Here is a 20,595-nt window from a genome sequence, read left to right as displayed (position 1 = left end):
GAAGTAACTCATGGCTCGTGTAAAGCGTGGCGTCATTGCCCGTAAACGTCACAAAAAAATTCTGAAACTTGCTAAAGGCTACTATGGCGCACGCTCACGCGTATTCCGTGTTGCCAAGCAAGCGGTAATCAAGGCAGGCCAATACGCCTACCGTGACCGTCGTCAGAAAAAACGTCAGTTCCGCGCTCTGTGGATCGCTCGTATCAACGCTGGTGCACGTGTTAACGGTCTGTCCTACAGCCGTTTCATCGCTGGCCTGAAAAAAGCGTCCATCGAGATCGACCGTAAGGTTCTGGCTGATCTGGCAGTGAACGAAAAAGCGGCGTTTGCTGCGATTGTCGAGAAAGCTAAAGCCACCTTGGCTTAAGTACCCCCGACAGTCACCCTGGGCTGCTCCTGTAGCCCAAGGTGTTAAACGTCATAAATAGGGGAAGAGCCTTCAAGCTCTTCCCCTATTTTGTATCTGGAGTCTGTACATGGAAAACCTGGACGCGCTCGTCGCCCAAGCCCTCGAGGCTGTGCAAAGCGCTGAAGATGTAAACGCCCTGGAGCAAATCCGGGTTCACTACCTTGGCAAGAAGGGTGAATTGACTCAGGTGATGAAGACCCTGGGGAATTTGCCAGCTGAAGAGCGCCCGCAAGTCGGTGCGCTGATCAACGTCGCCAAGGAGCGTGTCACAGAGGTTCTCAATGCGCGCAAGGCGTCGCTCGAGGAGGCCGATCTTGCGGCCAAGCTCGCCGCCGAGTCCATTGATGTTACCTTGCCTGGCCGTGGCCAGGCCTCGGGCGGTCTGCATCCGATCACCCGGACTCTGGAACGTATCGAACAGTTCTTCACTCACATCGGCTACGGCATTGCCGAAGGCCCTGAGGTCGAAGACGACTATCACAACTTCGAGGCGCTCAACATCCCAGGCCATCACCCGGCCCGGTCGATGCACGACACCTTCTATTTCAACGCAAACATGTTGTTGCGCACCCATACCTCGCCGGTACAGGTCCGCACCATGGAAGCGAACAAGCCGCCGATCCGCATCGTCTGCCCAGGCCGTGTGTACCGCAGCGACTCGGATATCACCCACTCGCCGATGTTCCACCAGGTCGAAGGCCTGCTGGTGGATCGCGACATCAACTTCGCCGACCTCAAGGGCACCATCGAAGAATTCCTGCGGGTGTTCTTCGAGAAGGAGCTGGCGGTGCGTTTCCGTCCCTCGTTCTTCCCTTTCACCGAACCATCGGCTGAAGTCGACATGGAATGCGTGATGTGCAGCGGCAAAGGCTGCCGCGTCTGCAAGCAGACCGGTTGGCTGGAAGTTATGGGTTGCGGCATGGTCCACCCCAACGTGCTGCGCATGTCCGGGATTGATCCGGAAGAGTTTTCGGGCTTTGCCTTCGGCATGGGCGTTGAGCGTCTGGCCATGCTGCGTTACGGCGTGAACGACTTGCGTCTGTTCTTCGACAACGACTTGCGGTTCCTTGCGCAATTTCGCTAGTCGTAACGAATCTTTAGGAGAGCAGGATGAAATTCAGTGAACAATGGCTGCGTGGCTGGGTAAGCCCGCAGGTAAGTCGCGACGAGCTGGTTGCGCGTCTGTCGATGGCCGGTCTTGAGGTCGATAGCGTTACGCCGGCCGCCGGTGTTTTCAGCGGTGTAGTGGTGGGCGAGGTGTTGAGCACCGAGCAGCATCCCGATGCCGACAAGTTGCGTGTGTGCCAGGTCAGTAATGGCGCGGAAACCTTCCAGGTCGTGTGCGGAGCGCCTAACGTGCGTCCGGGCCTGAAGATCCCGTTCGCCATGATCGGTGCCCAACTGCCGGGCGACTTCAAGATCAAGAAGGCCAAGCTGCGTGGTGTTGAGTCCAACGGCATGCTGTGTTCCCAGGCCGAGTTGCAGGTGGGAGAGGGCAACGATGGCCTGATGGAACTGCCGGCCGACGCGCCAGTGGGTCAGGACATTCGTGTCTATCTGGAACTGGAAGACGCCAGCATCGAGGTCGACCTGACCCCGAACCGCGGCGATTGCCTGTCCCTGGCGGGCCTGGCCCGTGAAGTGGGCGCGCTGTACAACACGCCTGTCGCCCGTCCAGTCGTCGCTGCCGTGCCGGCAGTGCACGACGAAGTACGCTCGATTGACGTGCTGGCGCCAAATGCCTGCCCGCGTTACCTGGGGCGTGTGATCCGTAACGTCGACCTGTCCAAGCCAACCCCGCTGTGGATGGTGGAACGTTTGCGTCGCGCAGACGTGCGCAGTATCGACGCCGCCGTCGACATCACCAACTACGTAATGTTGGAGCTGGGCCAGCCGCTGCACGCTTTTGATCTCGCCGAAATCAACGGCGGCATCCGCGTGCGCATGGCCGAAGAAGGCGAGAAGCTGGTGCTCCTGGATGGTCAGGAAGTCAGCCTGCGTGCCGATACCCTGGTCATCGCTGACCACTCCCGCGCCTTGGCGATTGCCGGCGTAATGGGTGGCGAGCATAGCGGCGTGTCCGCGACCACCCGTGACGTGTTCCTTGAAAGCGCATTCTTCGACCAGATCGCTATTGCTGGCAAGGCGCGTTCCTACGGCCTGCACACCGATGCGTCGCACCGCTACGAGCGTGGCGTGGACTGGAAGCTTGCCCGTGAAGCCATGGAGCGCGCCACTGGCCTGCTGCTGGACATCACTGGTGGCGAAGCCGGCCCGATCACCGAAACCGTCAATGAACAGTACCTGCCGTCGATTGCGCCTATCACCCTGCGCGCCAAAAGCGTCGAGCAAATGCTTGGCCTGGTGATCGAGCCGACTGAAATCGAGCAACTGCTGTCGGCCCTCGGTCTGGGCATTTCCTCGAGTGGGGAAGGGCAGTGGCGGGTTGAAGTACCAAGTCATCGCTTCGATATCAGCCTGGAAGTCGACCTGATCGAAGAGCTGGCGCGCCTGTACGGCTACAACCGCCTGCCGGTTCGTTACCCGCAAGCGCGCCTGGCGCCACAGCCGAAGGCCGAGGCGCGTGCGGCCCTGCCAGAGTTGCGTCGTCTGTTGGTAGCCCGCGGCTATCAGGAAGCTGTGACTTACAGCTTCATCGACCCAAAGCAGTTCGAGCTGTTCAACCCAGGTGTTGAGCCACTGTTGCTGGCCAACCCGATCTCCAACGATATGGCCGCCATGCGTTCGTCGCTGTGGCCGGGTCTGGTGAAAGCGCTTTCCCACAACTTGAACCGCCAGCAAGACCGCGTGCGTCTGTTCGAAAGCGGCCTGCGTTTTGTGGGTCAGCTCGATGGTCTTAAACAGGAACCGATGCTGGCCGGCGTCGTCTGCGGTAGCCGCCTGCCGGAAGGCTGGGCGCAGGGCCGCGAGGTCGTAGACTTCTTCGACGTCAAGGCTGACGTGGAAGCGGTACTGGGCTTTGCCGGTGCGCTGGATGCCTTCACCTTTGTGCCGGGCAGCCACCCAGCATTGCATCCGGGCCAGACTGCGCGTATCGAGCGCGAAGGTCGTTTGGTGGGCTTTGTTGGTGCTATTCATCCGGAACTGTCGAAAACCCTGGGGCTGGATCGCCCAGTCTTCGTTTTTGAGCTGGTCCTGGCTGAAGTTGCCACGGGCAAGATGCCTAAATTCAGCGAGTTGTCGCGCTTCCCTGAAGTGCGCCGTGACCTGGCCCTGATCGCCGACCGTGACGTCGCCGCCACTGCCGTCCTGGACGTAATCCGTGAAAATGCAGGGGAATGGCTGACAGACCTCAGGCTATTTGACGTCTATCAGGGTAAAGGCATTGATCCGCATAGAAAAAGCCTTGCAGTTGGCTTGACCTGGCAGCATCCATCGCGCACTCTTAATGACGATGAGGTGAATACCACGACACAAAATATCCTCACCTCGCTCGAACAAAGGTTAAACGCCACGTTAAGGAAGTGACGTATGGGGGCTTTGACGAAAGCTGAGATGGCGGAACGTCTGTACGAAGAGCTGGGTCTGAACAAACGCGAGGCCAAGGAATTGGTCGAGCTGTTTTTTGAAGAGATCCGCCACGCTCTGGAAGACAACGAACAGGTCAAGTTGTCCGGTTTCGGCAATTTTGACCTGCGGGACAAACGCCAGCGGCCTGGCCGCAATCCAAAAACGGGAGAAGAAATCCCGATCACGGCTCGCCGTGTGGTCACCTTTCGTCCAGGGCAGAAGTTAAAGGCCCGAGTTGAGGCTTATGCTGGAACCAAGTCATAACGACGAGCTACCCGTCATCCCAGGCAAACGCTACTTCACCATTGGTGAAGTCAGCGAGCTATGTGCGGTAAAACCACACGTGCTGCGCTATTGGGAGCAGGAGTTTCCTCAACTCAACCCCGTTAAACGCACCGGGAACCGTCGGTATTATCAGCGCCAGGATGTGCTGATGATCCGACAGATCCGCGCGTTGCTGTACGACCAGGGGTTCACCATCAGCGGCGCACGCCAGCGTATGTCCGGTGATGAAGCCAAAGACGACACCACCCAGTACAAGCAACTGATCCGCCAGATGATCTCCGAACTGGAAGATGTGCTGGTGGTACTGAAGAAATGATTCAAGCTTTAAAAATACTTCCACATTTCAAAAGCTTGCGGTATATTCCGATTCGCTTCGTTAAGAAGCGAACCCAGTAACACGCCTAGTCGGGGCGTAGCGCAGTCCGGTAGCGCACTAGCATGGGGTGCTAGGGGTCGAGTGTTCGAATCACTCCGTCCCGACCATTATTCCTGAGTAAAATCAGACACTTAAGCCGATCAGACAGATCGGCTTTTTTGTGCCTGAGCAAAAACCGCGCAATACTTGCGTAAAACTACCCGGTCTTGAACGAGCAATACCATAATTAAGCTGAGCAGGGATTGCCCAGGCTTCATTGAGAAACTGAATAGCATTCATCCCCGGTTCGGAGGATACGTTGATGCTTGATTTAGACGAAAACGATCAATGAAATAGAGACGCCCAGCCCAGCGCTGGGCTTCTTGTATCTGGCGAATCAGTGCTCTCCTACAACGACACTCACGCGCGATCTATCCGACAGGAGTAGCAACCTCGTTTTGCGTTATGAGCGTGGATATAGCTGACTTCCTGGTTAGCGAACAACCTAACTATTCCCTCCTCAACAGTTGCCCCTTCGACCACATCAGCATCAATCATCATTCCGCTCTCACTGTAAGCGCGCAGTGACAGGAGCCGAATTCGAACGGATTCGGGCACATGATCGATGGCGCTGTATTGCTGACTGGCACCCTCACGTATGAATATAGCGTGTGAGGCACGGTAAGGCGTGTGGGCGGGCTGACAGAGATGGTTCAGCAGAAGTACGTTCTGGCCTATCTCGGCCTCCTTCATTTCGATGCGATCAGGGAATCCTGGCCTGGTGTCCACGCGGTAGCGCTTGATGTTAAGTGAGTCCAGCTCGGGGTCAGATAGCCCAAATAGCGCCTTGAATGGCTCTGGAGAAAGGCCGGAAATACGAAAAGTCATGTGTGGCTCCTGTCGTTTGTGTCTGCGCATAAGACAGGCACCCTCGCAGGCTCGCTATCCGTTTCTTGCCTTCAAATTCCCTAGGAGATAACCGCTGGATTGATTGTAGGAGTGCTTAAGCAAAGCAGCTACCAACCCTACGCCCCAACACAGCCTTCCGATCCTCCGTTCGTCCAATGCCCGGCACTCGCTGCTACAGGCCTACTCCAATGGTTTAAGTGCGTATTTGTCGTGCTTTTACAGCGGAGAGACAGCATGGAAATCAACGAGAACGCCCCAGGCAATATTTCACAGCAGGCAGTAACGCGTGGCACGGACAATGAGACCGGTCATGATCCAAAGCGCGATGAGGATCATATCCCGCTGCCACCGGATGACGAGGCACCCCTCGAGGAAGATATGTCGGACGTGGACGCTGCCGATTCAGTAGCCAGTGAGCATCCTGACAACTGAGCATTCAGATCAACGGACCCGGCCAAGCGCCGGGTTTGCATTTATATGCCAGCGCAAAATAATTACGCTATTGTCGGCATGAGGCTCTTTTCCGAAAGGCCGAGAAGTTAAAGCAACCCAACTGCGGAGACTGATATGCGTGCCGAAGATATTCTCGCCGACGACACAAACGAAGCAACATTTGAGGGAGTGACCGTACGTAAGGGGACGGTGGGTGCCTTTTTGGCAAACGTACGGGTTTGGAGTGATTCGAACGCGAGCATGGATGATCAACTGCTGGCTGAGCGAGAGATTATTCAATCTTTACCCGCTCTTAAGGCGATCGGGCTCCTCGATGTGTTTGAGCCTAAGGATTCCCGGTTGCGTGAGTTGATCGCCAAGGCGGGTGCGCCTGAGTAGCAACGTCGCGCAACTTGCCTGGGTACAGATGAAAGGTTTGGCACCACTGGCTTTTGGAAGGGCAGGTTTGCGATGATCGACACATCTGAGTCGGGTGGCAGGAAAGTAGCTAATGGAGCTTCCACCAAAGCGTCGGACGGTCACTCGCACTACGGTGCGTAATGCATGGCTGCAGAATTTGCAGTGGGTAGACGACTATGGTTTTTGTGAATATGTCCGAGAGGCCATCGAGGACGATCATGAAGATTTGCGAATTTGCTGGTGCTGTGGCGTCACGGGTTACCAAGAAGTAGCGCACATAATTGCGCATTCCCTGGGCGGTACACATTTGCCGTTCAATTGCTTTCTCTTGTGCGCTGAGTGCCATCTCAACTCCCCCGATTGTAGTATCGCCAAATACTTTGTGGCATTTACCAATGAGAATGCGGGCAGATTCAGTCGTGTCTTGGCCGAAACATTCAAGAAAATTAACCTGAGGGTCATCGAGTTCTGCCAACAGGAACCTGAGCAGGCAAAGGGGTTAGTTGAATCTATGCAGGCAGCGAATCTCGACTTTAGTCGCCGCGCAACCACCCACGGCGCTAACTATTCGATCAGCACCAAGATGGCGCGTCTCGAGATGGTTCTGGACGAGGCCATTGATCGAGCACGTCTCGGTCCTGCTGAAACATAACTGACTTGAACCGCATGACCCGCTTAGGCGGCCTTTTAATGTTGCGCCAGGCATGCCGCATTGCGCGAAGCGCAATCAGCTTGGCTGTGGCTGCCATGCTAAAGCCCTCTAAACACCAGAAGTTGCTGGAAAAAAATTGCCGCATCACCTGGTATGACGCTGTGAGCGAACCGTTGCGCCTCTGATCACATCCGTGCGAATGGCCGACGGTTGCCCACCGTTGTTGCGTGCATAGCTGCATAACATGATCGGCAGCTCTGCTATGTCAATGAAAATGCCATCCATGGCCAGGGTGTAGCGATCGTCGTCAATATCGCCACAGATGGTGCTGATCGCTGCATTCACGCTGTAGTAGTAATGCTGGCTGAAACCGTTGTACTGGGTTTCCCAGGCGACGTGATAGCGGTGCTTGAGCTGCGGTGCCGGTGCCGGGTTGGTCAGGAATACCGAATGGGTGAACGCATTGCGCAGCAGCGCTTCGGTCAGCGGCTGCTCGGCCTTTTGCACCCCGAGTATGCACAGCACATGCGGCCCCAGCTCTGGGCCGATGGGCTGATTGATGTAGGCTTCATCAGAGGCGGCAGCCACTTGGTAGCCGTGCGTGCGTGCGCAATCGCTGATGTCATTCACGGCTTTGAATCGGTAGAACGGTTCCTGGATTGAAAACCTCAGGTTCCAGGTCGGACGAATAATTTTGTCGGCGGCGTCACGTTGTAAATGCACATAGGGTTTCAGGTTCCACGGTTCGTCCAGCGTGATTTCAACGGCCTTGAGCTGGCAGGTCGGGGTGTCGTTACGGAAAACGCCGTCTACAAAGCAGTAGTACAAGTCGTTGGCGGGGTAGCTGTAGTTGAATTTGGCAGCTTCGCACGCCGAGTTGTTCTGGCAGCTATTGAGAATGTCCTTCTGAATGGCAGACGCGACTTTGCTGATGATGCTGGTGATTTCATTGGAGTTACGGTCCAGCATCGGACTGCCGGAGCTGCCTGGACGCAGGCCGTTGCAGCGGTTGCGCAAGGCGCTGGGGAACACGCCGGGGTGCTCGGCAAAACTGTTGAGGGTCGACTCTACGCAGGCACTCATGCGCAGGCCTTTTTTCAGGAATCCGGTCGGCGCTCCCACGTTGATCACGTCTCGATCCGACGTCTGCCGTTGGGAGGCCAGCTTGAGTGGCATGATCGCGCCGGCCACCAGCACGCCCAGTGATGTATCCAGTTCGAGCACGGCCAGGTCAGTGCCCGCCATGCTGCTCCAATGCGCTGTCTTGACGGCATAGGTGACACGCTGTTCTGGCGTGTCATGAAAGTAATTGAAGGTGACATCAGCGGTAAACGCCTGGCGCACGCGCGCTGTACCGTAGCTGTAGAACACACAATGCCCGGCGGTCAGCACATAAGCCGGGCCGACGGCCTTACCCTGGCGGTTGCGCGTGTCGAGCAGAACGGCATTGCAGGTCTGGCCTAAGGCGTTTTTCAGTGAGCCGATGCCGGTCCATTGCGGGTACCGTTGGTTTTTATTTTCAAGTGCCACGGAAGGCGACTGTTCAGTAAGTCCCTCGGCCAGGTCTCTGGCGTGGCTGGGCCAGACAGTGCCGAGCAACAGGAGGTACAGGAGGACACAGGCGGTGTGGGTAAGTGACATAAGGGCCTCGACAAGTAAGTCATTGATTGGCTGAAACTAACCAATCAGGCCTAGGCAGGAGGCATACAAGACTATTGCGTAACCTTTGGTGCGAGTGCGGATTGAAGTTGAAAGCCGATCACGTCGGGTCCATCAGCGACCGGGCGTTCGTCCTGGCGCCTTGGCAGCCATCATCACGGTGTCGATCAGTGCTGACGTAATGGCGTGGTATGTCGAAAATCCAGTAGAGCGGGCGCTGACCGTCACGACGCTGGTTCCGACCATGATCCTCGGTGGAACAACGGCATTTACAATGTATGGTCCCTCGTTGATGAAAAAAGCCAAGAACGATGCGCTCGCATTCATAGGCTCTGATGGTGAGATCCGCGGCGCGCAGTTTGAGCAGGCTTCTCGCTACTATCGCTCGACCTACAACTCGCCGCTAATGTCTGACATGCAGTTGGCGCGAGCGATCGCCGTGGCGTACTGAGTACAACCTTTCACGTCCTCTTCACATTCATGTGTTTATGGTTACTCCAGCTCCTGGTGAAAACCTCTTAGCCCGTGCCCCATCGCGGGCTTTTCTTTGTCTGCGATTTCAGGGGCTGTGTACTACAGGCAAAAGGGGATGATTACGTTGCCACAGCCGACATCAGCAGCTTGCGAATTTCCCCGGTAATTGCACTTTTGGTGCCTTGCTCCAAGATCCCCACTCGGCGCACCGCCAAGTCTCCCGGCAATGGCAGTACACGCAGGCTTGGGTCTTTGTGCCAGTCGAAATTTTTCAGCAGCGGCACAATAGCAACTCCGACTTGCTGGCGTACGAGGTCTGCGATGCCGATGATCGAGTTCAGCTCAAGGATTTCCAGCGGTTCGACCGATTCACTCTTGATGATCGACTGCACCTTGCGGCCCACGGCGGTGGAACGGTCATAGCGAATGAACGGCTGGGTCCTGAGCAGTTCCACAGCGTCATTGATGCCTGCGGTTTGCGCAGTATTGGCGAGCATGACGATGGGCTCGTTGTAGAGTAGGGTCCAGCTCAATCCATCGAAGTTCTGCCGCGCGGTCTCGATCAGCAATGCCGCGTCGAGCTTGGCAGCGTGTACCAGGTTGACCACTTCGTCGGAGCGGGCGGTCATCAGGTTGACCGATATGCGCGGGTGCAGCTTTTTCAGTTGCACCAGGCAATTGGCGAGCAGGCCCATGCCGGAGGTAATGCCGCCGATGGACACTTCACCTTCCATGGCCATGCCATCGGGCGCCTCTGCAATCATTTGCTCGTAGTCGGCCAACAGGCGCTTGGCCTTGGGCAGCAACAACACGCCATCGCGGCTCAGCTTGATCTGCCGCTGGCTACGGTCGAACAGCGGCCGGCGCATCTCTTCTTCGAGGGCGCGCATTTGCTGGCCGACGGCGGCGTTGGTGAGGGCCACACGGTCGGCGGCGGCGGCAAAACTGCCGTACTCGGCGACGGCGATAAACGTCTTGAAGAAACGAATGTTGCTCATGGGTAGGCCCGCGCTTATGGGTACGCCGGCATAGTAAAGCTTTTGTTTACTCTGGTTAAAGTTAAATTAGTTTTTCTTTTTATAGTGCTCGACCAATACTCAAGTCCGAACTGACTCGGCGAACTTTCCAAATGAGCAATCCAGATATCAGCCCTGAAAGCGCAGCATTACGTGCGGCAAAAAACGTGTATCACCTCGGCGCCACCACCGTGTACTCCCACTATGAGGACAGCCGGTTTGCCTACACCCTTTACGTGCCTGAAAGCATCGAGGACCGCACCCGGCCGGTAGACCTGGTGGTTTCGCTGCACGGCTCGACCCGCGCAATGGAGATTTATCGCAATGGTTTCGCGGAATTTGGCCGCTGGAACGATTGTGTGATCCTGTCGCCGCTGTTCCCGGTCGGCGTGTTGGGCGACGGCAATGGTGATGGCTACAAGCAGATGGTCGAAGGCGATATCCGTTACGACCAAGTGTTGCTCGACATGATCGCCAGCGTTGGCAAGCGCTACGGTCGCAGCTTCGATACCTTTGCACTGTTCGGCTATTCCGGTGGTGGGCAATTCACCCATCGCTTCTGCTACCTGCATCCCGAAAAACTCTGGGCGGCGTCCATCGGCGCACCGGGTTCGGTGACCCTGCTCGATGCCGATCAGGACTGGTGGGTCGGCGTGCGGGACTTTGCCACACGCTTTGGCAAACCGTTGAACCTGCCAGCTTTGCGGCGATTGCCCGTGCATATGGTGGTGGGGGATTCAGACCTCGAAACCTGGGAAATTACCCACCGTGAAGGCGGCAAGCACTACATGGCCGGTGCCAACGCTGCCGGGCGTACGCGACCGGAACGTCTGGCTACCTTGAAGGCCAGCTTCGAGGCCGCCGGTGTGCAGGTGCACTTTGACCTGCTGCCCAACGTCGCGCACCAGGGCATCAAGGCCATGCCGGCGGCCCAGGATTTTTTCGCCAAGGTGTTGCGCCACAAGCGCAGCCTGGGCTGATTCACCGCTGCACGCTGCACTCAGAACAGACCGTATAACAATAACCAAGGATTCACTCATTCTGATGCCGGTCCTGCCTTGGCCCACGCCAACGGCCGGAACATTCCTTCAAGGAGTCTTTCTCCCGTGAACAATTACGTAAAGACGGCACTGGCCGTTGCGCTATCGGCGTGCACGTTTTCCATGGCCGTCGCCCAAGACAAGGTCATCAGCGTTGGCCTCAACGGTGATATCCGCAGCACCGACCCGGGCGTCAACCGTGATGACAATACCGATGCGGTAATGATGCATATCGTCGAAGGCCTTGTGGCGTACCGCGAAGACACCAGCGTCGCGCCGATGCTCGCCAGTGCGGTCGCCGTGTCGCCGGATGGCCTGCGCTACACCTTTACCCTGCGCGACGGCGTGCACTTCCAGAATGGCCAGTTGCTGACCGCCAAGGACGTGCAATGGACTTGGCAGCGTTACCTCGACCCCAAGACCCAGTGGCGTTGCCTGGCGGAGTTCGATGGGCGCGGTGCGGCCAAGATCGTCGATGTCGCCGCCCCCAACGCAAACACCGTGGTGTTCACCCTGGACCAGGCCAACGGCTTGTTCCTCGCCGCCATGGCTCGACCGGATTGTGCCGGCAGCGGCATCCTGCACCCGGACTCCCTGGCTGCCGATGGCAGTTGGCGCGCACCGATTGGCACCGGGCCGTTCACCCTGGGCAAATGGCAGAAGGGCCAGTACGTCGAGCTGGAGCGTTTCAAGGACTACAGCTCACGGGCCGAGGCCACGGCGGACGGCTACACCGGCAACAAGCAGGCGTTTGTCGACAAGCTGCGGTTTGAAGTGATCCCCGATTCCGCCTCGGCCAAGGCCGCGTTGCTGTCGGGTGGCGTGGACCTGCTGCCGGATGTCACGGCGATGGACGCTGCGCAACTCAAGCAGGTGAAGAATCTGCAGGTCCAGGTCAGCCCGATCATGACCATCAGCGGCCTGCTTTTCCAGACCCGCGACCCGTTGCTCAAGGATGTGCGCATCCGCCGTGCGGTGGCGTTATCCCTGGATTACTCGCAGATGGTCGCGGCGTTGTCCGACGGCTTGTCGATGGTCAACAACTCCATCATTCCCACTGCGAGTCCGTACTACGACAGCACCGCGCACCAGGGTTATACCTACAACCTCGACGAGGCCCGGCGCCTGTTGAAGGAGGCCGGCTACCGCGGTGAAAAAATCCGCATGCTGGTCAACAAACGCTACCCGCAGATGTTCGACATGGGTTTGCTCAGCCAGGCCATGACCCAGGCGGCAGGGCTGAACATCGAGATGGAAACCCTGGAGTGGGGCACACAGTTGGAGCGTTACCAGACCGGTAGCTACCAGATGATGTCGTTCTCCTATTCGGGACGTTTCGATGCGGCTCAAAGCTACGAATCGGTGATCGGCGACAAGGACAAGGAACCGCGCAAAGTCTGGGACAACCCCGAGGCCCTGGCGATCCTGCGTGAGGCCCAGCGCGAAGTGGATCCCGCCAAGCGCCGGCCCCTGTTCGACCAACTGCACAGGCTGATGCTCAAGGATGTACCGATGGTGGTCATCTATAACGGCACTGCCATCGGCGCCATGGGTAAGCGTGTCGAGGGTTATCGTTCCTGGCCTGTTGCCAAGCCGCGCCTGTGGGGCGTGAAGCTGGCCGACACTTCCAAGTAAGGCGTAGCGCTATGTTTCGATTCATCTCACACAGGCTCGGCATGGCGGTGCCGACCCTGTTGCTGATCTCGGTGATTGTGTTTGCCTTGATCCGCCTGATCCCCGGCGACCCGGCCTTGCTGATGCTCGGCGACATGGCCGACCCGCAAAGCCTGGCCGATATGCGCAGCAGCCTGGGGCTGGACCACTCGGTGGTGACCCAGTACCTGATCTGGATAAAGTCGGTGCTCAGTGGCGACCTCGGGGTGTCCATCAGCAGCCGCCAGCCGGTTTTGGATTTGCTGGTGGAACGCTTCAGCGTCAGCGCCACGGTGGTGCTGGTGGCGGTGCTGTTGGCAACCCTGCTGGCGGTGCCGGTGGGTCTGCTCGCGGCCTGGAAGCAAAACAGCGCGATGGACCTGGGCCTGGTGGTGACGGCGACGCTGTTGCTGTCGGTGCCGAGCTTCTGGTTGGGCTTGTTGCTGCTCTACGTGTTCGGTATCCAGCTGGGCTGGCTGCCGGTGATCGGCTACGTCGGCTTTGGCAGCGACCCGATGAAAGCGCTGACTTATGTGGTACTGCCAATCGTGACCCTGACTCTGGTTGAGTTCGGCGCCATCGCCCGAATGGCACGGGCCAGCACCATTGAAGTGTTGCGCCTGGAATACATCGCCCATGCCCGGGCCAAGGGCTTGTCGGAGGGCGCGGTGCTGTGGAAACACGCCCTGCGCAATGCCTTCGCACCGACCTGGACGCTGATCGGCCTGATCCTCGGCAACCTGCTCGGCGGCATTGCGGTGCTGGAAACCGTGTTCACCTTGCCCGGTATCGGCCGGCTGATGGTCGACGCGATCTTCTCCCGCGACTACCCGGTGTTGCAGGGCTGTCTGTTGCTGATCACCTGCATCTATGTGTTGGTCAACCTGTTGGTGGATCTGCTGTATCCGCTGTTCGATCCAAGGGTGAAGCTATGAACTTGAAGACGCCTGCCTTGCCCGGCGTAGCGGCGATCCCGCCGCGTCGACGCCGACGCTACCCGCCGCTGAATGCGCTGATTGGCGGCGGCTTGCTCGCAGCCCTGGTGTTATTGGCCTTGCTCGGCGTGGTGTGGACGCCATACGACCCGCTCAAGCTCGACCTGCTCTCGCGCCTGCACGCACCGAATGCCGTGCACTGGCTGGGCACCGATGAATTTGGCCGGGATGTGTTCAGCCGCTTGATCATCGGCGCGCGCACCAGCCTGTGGATCAGCCTGCTGTCGGTGAGTGTGGCGGTGGTTTGCGGCACGCTGATCGGCATGCTCGCCGGTTACCTGCGCGGCTGGACCGACCGCATCCTGATGATGCTCAACGATGCGCTGCTCGCGTTCCCCGGCATCCTCATGGCCCTGGGCATCATGGCGATTGTCGGGGCCAGCCAGTACGGCATCGTGCTCGCCCTGGGCATTGCCTACACGCCTTCGGTGGTGCGGGTGGTGCGCGGCAGTGTGCTGTCATTGCGTGAGCTGGAGTTTATCGAGGCGTCGCGGGTGATCGGCAACTCCGAGCTGTACACCATGTTCCGCCACATCACGCCCAACTGCCTCGCGCCGTTGTGTGTGCTGGCCACCAGCATGTTCGGCTGGGCGTTACTCTCGGAGAGCGCGCTGAGCTTCCTCGGCCTTGGCGTGCCACCACCGGCCGCGACCTGGGGCAGCATGCTCTCGGCGAGCCGCACCTATATCTCGAACGCGCCGTGGCTGGGGATCTTCCCGGGCATCTTTATCAGCCTGACGTTGCTTGCTATCAATCTGTTCGGCGATGCCTTGCGTGATCGTCTCGACCCGCGCATGAGGAAATGAGCATGAGCGTACCCGCGCCTTTGTTGGCCGTTGAAAATCTACAGATTCGCGTCGGCGTGGACGGTCCGCTGGCCGTCGATGACTTCAGCTTCACCATGGCCCCCGGCGAGATCGTCGCACTGGTGGGCGAGTCGGGCAGCGGCAAGACCATGGCCGCGCGCGCTGCCATTGGCTTGCTGCCAGCACCGATGCAGGTGTGCGGTGGGCGCATCATCTTTCAGGGCCAGGCCCTGGACAGCAGCAATGCCAAGGCCATGCGTGAAGTGCGTGGCGCACGGATCGGCATGGTGTTCCAGGAGCCGATGGTCTCGCTCAACCCCGCGCTGACCATCGGCCGGCAGATGAGCGAGGCACTCAAACTGCATACCACGCTGGATGCGGCGACGATCCATGAGCGCTGCATCGCCATGCTGCAACGCATCGGCATCAAGGACGCCGAAAAGTGCCTGGCATCCTACCCGCACCAATTCTCCGGTGGCATGCGCCAACGCATCATGCTGGCCTCGGTGATGCTGCTGCGCCCGGCGCTGCTGATTGCCGACGAACCCACCACGGCCCTGGATTGCCTGGCGCAACTGGATGTGATCGAGTTGATGCTGGAACTGACTCGCGAGCAGGGCACCGCGATTCTGTTTATCAGCCACGACCTGTCCCTGGTGGCGCGTTATGCCCACAAAGTGGTGGTGATGCGCTCGGGCAAGGCGGTAGAGCAGGGCCGTATCGAAGACATCCTCTTTGCGCCCAAGGCCGAATACACCCGGCAATTGCTCGAAGCGCTGCCGCGGCGCGGGGAACTGGTGCCAGTGCCGGCGGCCGACAGCGCGTTGTTGCAGGTCCGGGATGTGTGTATCGAACACCCGGGGCCGCGCAGCTTCTGGGGGCGCAGCGTGCCCAAGCGCGTGGTGCACTCGGTGAGCCTGAGTATCGCGCCGGGCGAGACCCTGGCCCTGGTTGGAGGCAGCGGTTCGGGCAAGACCACCCTCGGGCGTGCGGTCGTCGGCTTGGTCAACCCCTGTGCCGGGGCGATCCTGTTCCAAGGCGTGGATATCCTCAAAGCCGCCAACCGGGTACATCGCCTGCAATGCCAGATGATCTTCCAGGACCCGTATTCGTCCCTCGACCCGCGCATGACTGTCGGCCAGATCCTCGCCGAACCGCTGCGCCATGAACCCGCCCTGACGGCCGCGCAAAAGCGCCAGCGGGTCACCGACACCCTGGTCGACGTGGGCCTGCCCGAACAGTTTCGCGAGCGTTTTGCCCATCAACTCTCCGGTGGTCAGCGCCAGCGCGTGGCGATTGGCCGGGCGTTGGTGCGCCGGCCCAAGCTGGTGATTGCCGACGAGCCGATTTCGGCACTGGACATGACCATCCAGAAGCAGATCCTCGAACTGTTCGAGCGCTTGCAACGCCAATACGGCTTTGCCTGCCTGTTCATTTCCCACGATCTCTCAGCGGTGGAACGCATCGCCCACCGTGTGGCGGTGATGAACCAGGGCGAGGTGGTCGAAATGGGCCCGCGTGACGCGATTTTCGACGCCCCACAACACCCTTACACCCGTCGGCTACTCGCCGCGGCCAGCCCCTTGGAGAAACGTGCGGACGGCAGCTATCGCCTCCGTGCCAGTGTGATTTAGGTACTGCTGCACCCCAGGCCACGGCATTAAACCCAGCCCTTCGCAAATCGACGATTTGCGAAGCGGGCGAAGCCATGGCCGAAGAAAACAAAAACAACCCCACTCAACCTGTCTGCCAGGAACCTACACATGAATAACCGCATCAACAAAGTTGTCGCTAGTGCCAGCGTCATGGGCGCCGGTTTCATGCCCTTGTTTGCCCAGGCCGACTTCGTCGCCGACAGCAAAGCGGCGCTGGAGTTGAAGAACTACTACTTCAACCGCGACTACCGCGAGTCCAGCGGGCAGAACAAACGTGCCGAATGGGCGCAGGGTTTTATCCTCAAACTCGAGTCGGGCTTTACCGACGGTACCGTGGGTTTTGGCCTGGACGCGGTGGGTATGTTGGGCATCAAGCTCGATTCGAGCCCGGACAACTCCGGCACCGGGCTGCTGGCACGCTCCAGCATGGCCGAGCCAGGCTCCCCCAGCTACGCCCGCCGCGCCCATGACAACTACTCAAAACTGGGCCTCACCGGCAAAGCGCGCCTGGCCAAAAGCGAGTTGCGCGTGGGTTACATGGTGCCTGACCTGCCGACGCTGCAGCCGAACCTGAGCCGCCTGTTCCCGCAGAGTTTCAGCGGTACCGCAGTGACCTCCAAGGACATCGACAAGCTGACACTGACCGCCGGCCAACTGGACCAGGTCAAGCAGCGCGACTCAACCCACTACGAGGATATGGGGCTTACCAGCCAGTACGGCGCCTACAAAAGCAGCGCTAAGAGCGATGAGTTCCGCTACGCCGGCGGCGAGTACGCACTCACGCCGACGACCTTTGTGACCTACCAGTTCGCGCAACTGGAAAGCCTGTACCAACAGCATTACCTGGGCTTGAAAAACAGCTTTAAGTTGGGCCCGGGCACGTTCAAGACCGATATCCGCTATTTCAGCGCCAGTGAAGACGCTGCAGGCCTGGCCGGCAAGGTGGATAACCGGGCGTTGAGTACGCGCATCGGCTATGGCCTCTACGGCCACAACCTCAGCGGCGGTTACCAGGAACAGTACGGCTCGACGCCGTTCACCTATGTGGACGGCACCAACACCTACCTGTTCACCGAGTATCAACTGGCCAACTTCTCCCAAACCGGCGAGCGCGTGTGGCATGCCCGCTATGACTATGACTTCGCCTCGCTGGGCATTCCGGGCCTGCTGTTCTCGACGCGTTATGCCAAGGGCGACAACGCCAAGGTCATCGGCTTCAACGGCGAAGGACGCGAGTGGGAGAGGGACTTGAGCCTCGGCTATGTGGTGCAGAGCGGCACGTTCAAGGATGTCTCGCTGCGTTGGCAGAACGCCAGCGCGACGAGCAACTTCGCCCGTGACACCAACGAAAACAGAGTGATCCTGGGCTACACCGTGGCGCTCTGGTAGCGGTAATGGCGTGCAGCAGGAACAGCCTGTTGCACGCCCAAGCAGTGGAAAGAGGGGATAGATCAGATGACGAGTTTGCTGTTGCGGCGGGCACTGCCCAGTCAACAACGCGTATCGGCGCGTGGCGTAAGTGATTTCATCGAAGCGGTGAACGCTGCGGACCTGGAGTTGCACAGCTTCATGCTGTACCGCGATGGCGCGGTGGTAGCCGAAGCGTTTTGGGCGCCTTATTGCGCCGAACGCCTGCATGTCCAGCATTCGGCGACAAAAAGCTGGGTGTCCATGGCCGTCGGGCTGTTGGTGGATGACGGCGTGCTGTCGCTGGACGCCAAGGTGGTGGATTTTTTTGCCGCCGATTGCCCGGCATCCATCAGCGCCAACCTGGCGGCCATGACCGTGCGGGATTTGCTGACCATGCGCACCGGCCATCGCCAGGGCATTTCTGGTGGCGCCTGGCGCGGGCGCAGTGACAGTTGGGTGCGGTTATTCCTCAATGAGCCGGTCGAAGACCCGCCAGGGCACCGGTTTATCTATAGCAGTGCGTCGAGCTTCATGCTCTCGGCGATTGTCAGCGTAGTCAGTGGCCAGACGGCGTTCGAGCTGTGCAACGCACGTATCTTCCAACCCATGGGCATGGGCCCCATCGAGTGGGACCTGGCTCCTGGCGGTTTCAACACCGGTGGCAATGGCCTCAGTTGCCGCACCGAAGACTTGCTCAAATTCGGCGTGTTGCACTTGCAACACGGCAATTGGCAGGGGCAGCAATTGCTGTCCCGAGAATGGGTGGCCGAAGCGACCCGTGGGCACGTCGATGATGTATGGATGGGCGCCTTCGATGGCAAGCGCTACCTGAGTCGCGACGAGTCGAGCGGCGCGGCTGTCACGCGCCGCGAAGGCTACGGCTACCAGTGGTGGATGACCCTGCACGGTGGGTATTACGCCTCCGGCGTGTTTGGCCAGCAGTGCATTGTGCTACCGCGCCATAACGCGGTGATTGCGTTTACCGCGGGACTCGCCCTGGGCGAGCGGCGCTTGCACAGCCTGCTCTGGGAGCATCTTTTGCCGGCGCTGGACGTACCCAGTGAAGGCTCGGCGGATGCCGCGCTGGCGGCGCTGCTGGTCCATCAACAACGGCCAGTCATGTCTGGCGCCGCGAGCTCGCCGCGCCAGGCTGAATTCAGCACTACGTTTGCCATGCAGGCCAACGAAGACCAGGTCAGCGAAGTGCGCCTGGAGTTCGGGCCTGAGTATTGTGACTTTTACCTCACCGACCCCCGTGGCACCCATTGCATCCGTGCCGGGTTGAGCGCCGGCATCGAAACCCAGACCAGCATGACCGGCCACTATCTGCATCACCAATACCAGCCGGAACTCACCCCCGTGGTGGCGCAGGCGCGCTGGACCGAAGACCGGGTGTTGAGCATGACCTGGCAGTTTGTCGAGACGGCGTTTTGTGATCGGGTCACCTGCCGTATCGAACACGGCACCTTGTACGTGGACCGCAGCGTCAACGTAAACGCAGGCCCGTTGCAGCGCCCGACGCTGGCCGGCCATCCAACCATCGCTTTGCAGGAGTCGCCATGAACGATTTTTCCAACCCTTCTGTTTCCGCGCGCGGCGCGTTCTGGGCGCCATTTACCCCGATGCGCCAGTTCCAGCAACAACCGATGATGTTCGCCAGCGCCGACGGTATGCACTACACCACCACCGATGGGCGCCGCGTACTCGACGCAATGGCGGGGCTGTGGTGCGTGAACGCCGGGCATGGCCAGCCGAAAATAGTCGAAGCCATTCGCGAAGCGGCGGGGCGCCTGGACTTTGTCTCGTCGTTCAAGATGAGCCATCCCCAGGCCCTGGAAATGGCCGAGCGCCTGATCGACATCAGCCCCGCCGGTATGGAGCAGGTGTTCTTCACCAACTCCGGATCTGAAGCGGTGGATACTGCGTTGAAGATCGCGCGGGCGTATCACCAGGCGCGTGGTGATTGCCGTCGGACCAAATTTATCGGGCGTGCCAAAGGCTACCATGGCATGGGCTTCGGTGGGCTGTCGGTATCCGGTATCGGTCGCCAGAAACGTGACTTTGGCCCGCTGCTGGGGGAGGTCTCGCACCTGCCATTGCCCTATGACGCGGGCATGCGTTTCAGCGTTGGGCAGCCGCAGCAGGGCGCCAGTTACGCTGATGCGCTGACACAACTGCTGGATATCCAGGACCCGAGCACCGTGGCCGCGGTGATTGTCGAGCCGGTGACCGGCTCCGGCGGGGTTTATGCGCCGCCCCAAGGCTATTTGCAACGCTTGCGCGAGATTTGCACACGGCACGGCGTGCTGTTGATTTTCGACGAGGTAATCACCGGTTTTGGCCGCGTCGGCGCGCCCTTTGCCGCGCAAGCCTTCGGCGTGCTGCCGGACCTGATCACCACCGCCAAGGGCCTGACCAACGGCGCCGTGCCCATGGGCGGCGTGCTGGTCAGTGGCGCGGTGTATGAAGCGTTCATGGCCGGGCCGCAGAATGTCATCGAACTGATGCACGGCTACACCTATTCCGCGCACCCATTGGCGTGTGCGGCCGGGTTGGCGACCCTGGAGGTGCATCGTGAATTGGGCATCAACCAGCACGTCAACGCGGTGAGTGGGCTGTGGCAGTCGACCGCACTCGCGCTGCAAGGCATCGGCGCGGTGCTGGACGTTCGCGCGATCGGTTTGCTCTGTGCGGTGGAGCTCGAGCCGCGCCCAGGTTTCCCCGGCGCGCGTGGCAGCGAGGTTGCGCAGTGGTGCTTCGACAACGGCGTGCTGGTGCGCGGCTCGGGTGACACCATTGTGATTTCGCCGCCGCTGGTCATCAGCCCGCAGGAGATCGCCCAGGTGTTCGAAACCCTGGCGACTGCCCTGAAACACGTCGCCTGAAGGGAGTCC

Annotated in this window: 20 protein-coding genes and 1 tRNA gene; 18 read left to right on the top strand and 3 right to left on the bottom strand. The window is 59.5% G+C overall.

Annotation, left to right across the window (positions count from 1 at the left end; translation table 11 throughout):
• Positions 1-10: 10 nt before the first annotated feature.
• The 6 genes from rplT (at position 11) to ASD70_RS13520 (ending at position 4,708) form a co-directional block, all read left to right on the top strand.
• The gene (gene rplT / locus ASD70_RS13545; RefSeq protein ID WP_002553161.1) at positions 11-367 is read left to right on the top strand and encodes a 50S ribosomal protein L20; all 357 of its coding nucleotides are present in this window, start codon (positions 11-13) and stop codon (positions 365-367) included.
• 109 nt (positions 368-476) lie between these two features.
• Positions 477-1,493, top strand: coding sequence for a phenylalanine--tRNA ligase subunit alpha (gene pheS, locus ASD70_RS13540; protein WP_003192486.1), 1,017 nt, complete (start codon positions 477-479; stop codon positions 1,491-1,493).
• A gap of 26 nt (positions 1,494-1,519) precedes the next feature.
• Complete coding sequence (gene pheT / locus ASD70_RS13535; protein ID WP_056846706.1) at positions 1,520-3,898, top strand: phenylalanine--tRNA ligase subunit beta; 2,379 nt, start codon at positions 1,520-1,522, stop codon at positions 3,896-3,898.
• A 3-nt stretch (positions 3,899-3,901) separates the two neighbouring features.
• Positions 3,902-4,204: an integration host factor subunit alpha gene (gene ihfA / locus ASD70_RS13530; protein ID WP_002553164.1), complete on the top strand. Its 303-nt coding sequence runs from the start codon at positions 3,902-3,904 to the stop codon at positions 4,202-4,204.
• On the top strand, positions 4,185-4,541 hold the full coding sequence (locus tag ASD70_RS13525; protein ID WP_003174972.1) for a MerR family transcriptional regulator: 357 nt from the start codon (positions 4,185-4,187) through the stop codon (positions 4,539-4,541). Before ihfA ends, ASD70_RS13525 begins: the two co-directional genes overlap by 20 nt.
• 90 nt (positions 4,542-4,631) lie before the next feature.
• Positions 4,632-4,708, top strand: a tRNA-Pro gene (locus ASD70_RS13520).
• 292 nt (positions 4,709-5,000) lie between these two features.
• Here the strand turns inward: ASD70_RS13520 and ASD70_RS13515 are convergent.
• Entirely contained in the window at positions 5,001-5,468 is a 468-nt protein-coding gene (locus ASD70_RS13515) for a DUF1203 domain-containing protein (protein WP_056846705.1), read from the bottom strand.
• Between the two features lie 255 nt (positions 5,469-5,723).
• Between ASD70_RS13515 and ASD70_RS13510 the strand changes: the two genes are divergently transcribed.
• The 3 genes from ASD70_RS13510 to ASD70_RS13500 all read left to right on the top strand — a co-directional run bounded on the left by ASD70_RS13510 (position 5,724) and on the right by ASD70_RS13500 (position 6,993).
• The gene (locus ASD70_RS13510) at positions 5,724-5,921 is read left to right on the top strand and encodes a hypothetical protein (protein WP_043049592.1); all 198 of its coding nucleotides are present in this window, start codon (positions 5,724-5,726) and stop codon (positions 5,919-5,921) included.
• Positions 5,922-6,056: 135 nt separating this feature from the next.
• The gene (locus ASD70_RS13505; protein ID WP_056846704.1) at positions 6,057-6,320 is read left to right on the top strand and encodes a hypothetical protein; all 264 of its coding nucleotides are present in this window, start codon (positions 6,057-6,059) and stop codon (positions 6,318-6,320) included.
• 112 nt (positions 6,321-6,432) lie between these two features.
• Entirely contained in the window at positions 6,433-6,993 is a 561-nt protein-coding gene (locus tag ASD70_RS13500) for an HNH endonuclease (RefSeq protein WP_056846703.1), read from the top strand.
• Positions 6,994-7,137: 144 nt separating this feature from the next.
• Here the strand turns inward: ASD70_RS13500 and ASD70_RS13495 are convergent, their stop codons facing one another.
• Complete coding sequence (locus ASD70_RS13495; protein ID WP_056846702.1) at positions 7,138-8,634, bottom strand: trypsin-like serine peptidase; 1,497 nt, start codon at positions 8,632-8,634, stop codon at positions 7,138-7,140.
• Between the two features lie 160 nt (positions 8,635-8,794).
• Here ASD70_RS13495 and ASD70_RS13490 point away from each other — a divergent pair, with 160 nt between their 5' ends.
• Positions 8,795-9,103, top strand: a complete 309-nt coding sequence (locus ASD70_RS13490; protein WP_442965903.1) for a DUF2388 domain-containing protein — start codon at positions 8,795-8,797, stop codon at positions 9,101-9,103.
• A gap of 142 nt (positions 9,104-9,245) precedes the next feature.
• Here the strand turns inward: ASD70_RS13490 and ASD70_RS13485 are convergent, their stop codons facing one another.
• Positions 9,246-10,124 carry a LysR family transcriptional regulator gene (locus ASD70_RS13485; protein ID WP_043049434.1) on the bottom strand — a complete coding sequence of 293 codons (879 nt, stop codon included), beginning with the start codon at positions 10,122-10,124 and terminating at the stop codon, positions 9,246-9,248.
• A 131-nt stretch (positions 10,125-10,255) separates the two neighbouring features.
• Between ASD70_RS13485 and ASD70_RS13480 the strand changes: the two genes are divergently transcribed.
• From ASD70_RS13480 to ASD70_RS13445, 8 genes are all read left to right on the top strand, one after another.
• Positions 10,256-11,122 carry a hydrolase gene (locus tag ASD70_RS13480; RefSeq protein ID WP_046068848.1) on the top strand — a complete coding sequence of 289 codons (867 nt, stop codon included), beginning with the start codon at positions 10,256-10,258 and terminating at the stop codon, positions 11,120-11,122.
• A gap of 126 nt (positions 11,123-11,248) precedes the next feature.
• Positions 11,249-12,817, top strand: a complete 1,569-nt coding sequence (locus tag ASD70_RS13475; protein ID WP_056846701.1) for an ABC transporter substrate-binding protein — start codon at positions 11,249-11,251, stop codon at positions 12,815-12,817.
• A gap of 11 nt (positions 12,818-12,828) precedes the next feature.
• A complete protein-coding gene (locus ASD70_RS13470) occupies positions 12,829-13,770 on the top strand; it encodes an ABC transporter permease (protein WP_046068847.1) in 942 nt (313 codons plus the stop codon).
• Positions 13,767-14,636 carry an ABC transporter permease gene (locus ASD70_RS13465; RefSeq protein ID WP_046068846.1) on the top strand — a complete coding sequence of 290 codons (870 nt, stop codon included), beginning with the start codon at positions 13,767-13,769 and terminating at the stop codon, positions 14,634-14,636. The genes ASD70_RS13470 and ASD70_RS13465 overlap by 4 nt, the downstream gene beginning before the upstream one ends.
• Positions 14,637-14,638: 2 nt before the next feature.
• Positions 14,639-16,270, top strand: a complete 1,632-nt coding sequence (locus tag ASD70_RS13460) for an ABC transporter ATP-binding protein (protein WP_056846700.1) — start codon at positions 14,639-14,641, stop codon at positions 16,268-16,270.
• A gap of 129 nt (positions 16,271-16,399) precedes the next feature.
• Positions 16,400-17,680: an OprD family porin gene (locus ASD70_RS13455; RefSeq protein WP_056846699.1), complete on the top strand. Its 1,281-nt coding sequence runs from the start codon at positions 16,400-16,402 to the stop codon at positions 17,678-17,680.
• Between the two features lie 66 nt (positions 17,681-17,746).
• Positions 17,747-19,264, top strand: a complete 1,518-nt coding sequence (locus tag ASD70_RS13450) for a serine hydrolase domain-containing protein (protein ID WP_056846698.1) — start codon at positions 17,747-17,749, stop codon at positions 19,262-19,264.
• Positions 19,261-20,586, top strand: a complete 1,326-nt coding sequence (locus ASD70_RS13445) for an aminotransferase class III-fold pyridoxal phosphate-dependent enzyme (RefSeq protein WP_056846697.1) — start codon at positions 19,261-19,263, stop codon at positions 20,584-20,586. Before ASD70_RS13450 ends, ASD70_RS13445 begins: the two co-directional genes overlap by 4 nt.
• Positions 20,587-20,595: the final 9 nt, after the last annotated feature.

Source organism: Pseudomonas sp. Root569 (genome assembly GCF_001427465.1).
In the GTDB taxonomy this organism is placed as follows: domain Bacteria; phylum Pseudomonadota; class Gammaproteobacteria; order Pseudomonadales; family Pseudomonadaceae; genus Aquipseudomonas; species Aquipseudomonas synxantha.
Note: the sequence above shows the minus strand (reverse complement) of the source record. Positions and strands in the feature narration are given on the sequence as shown.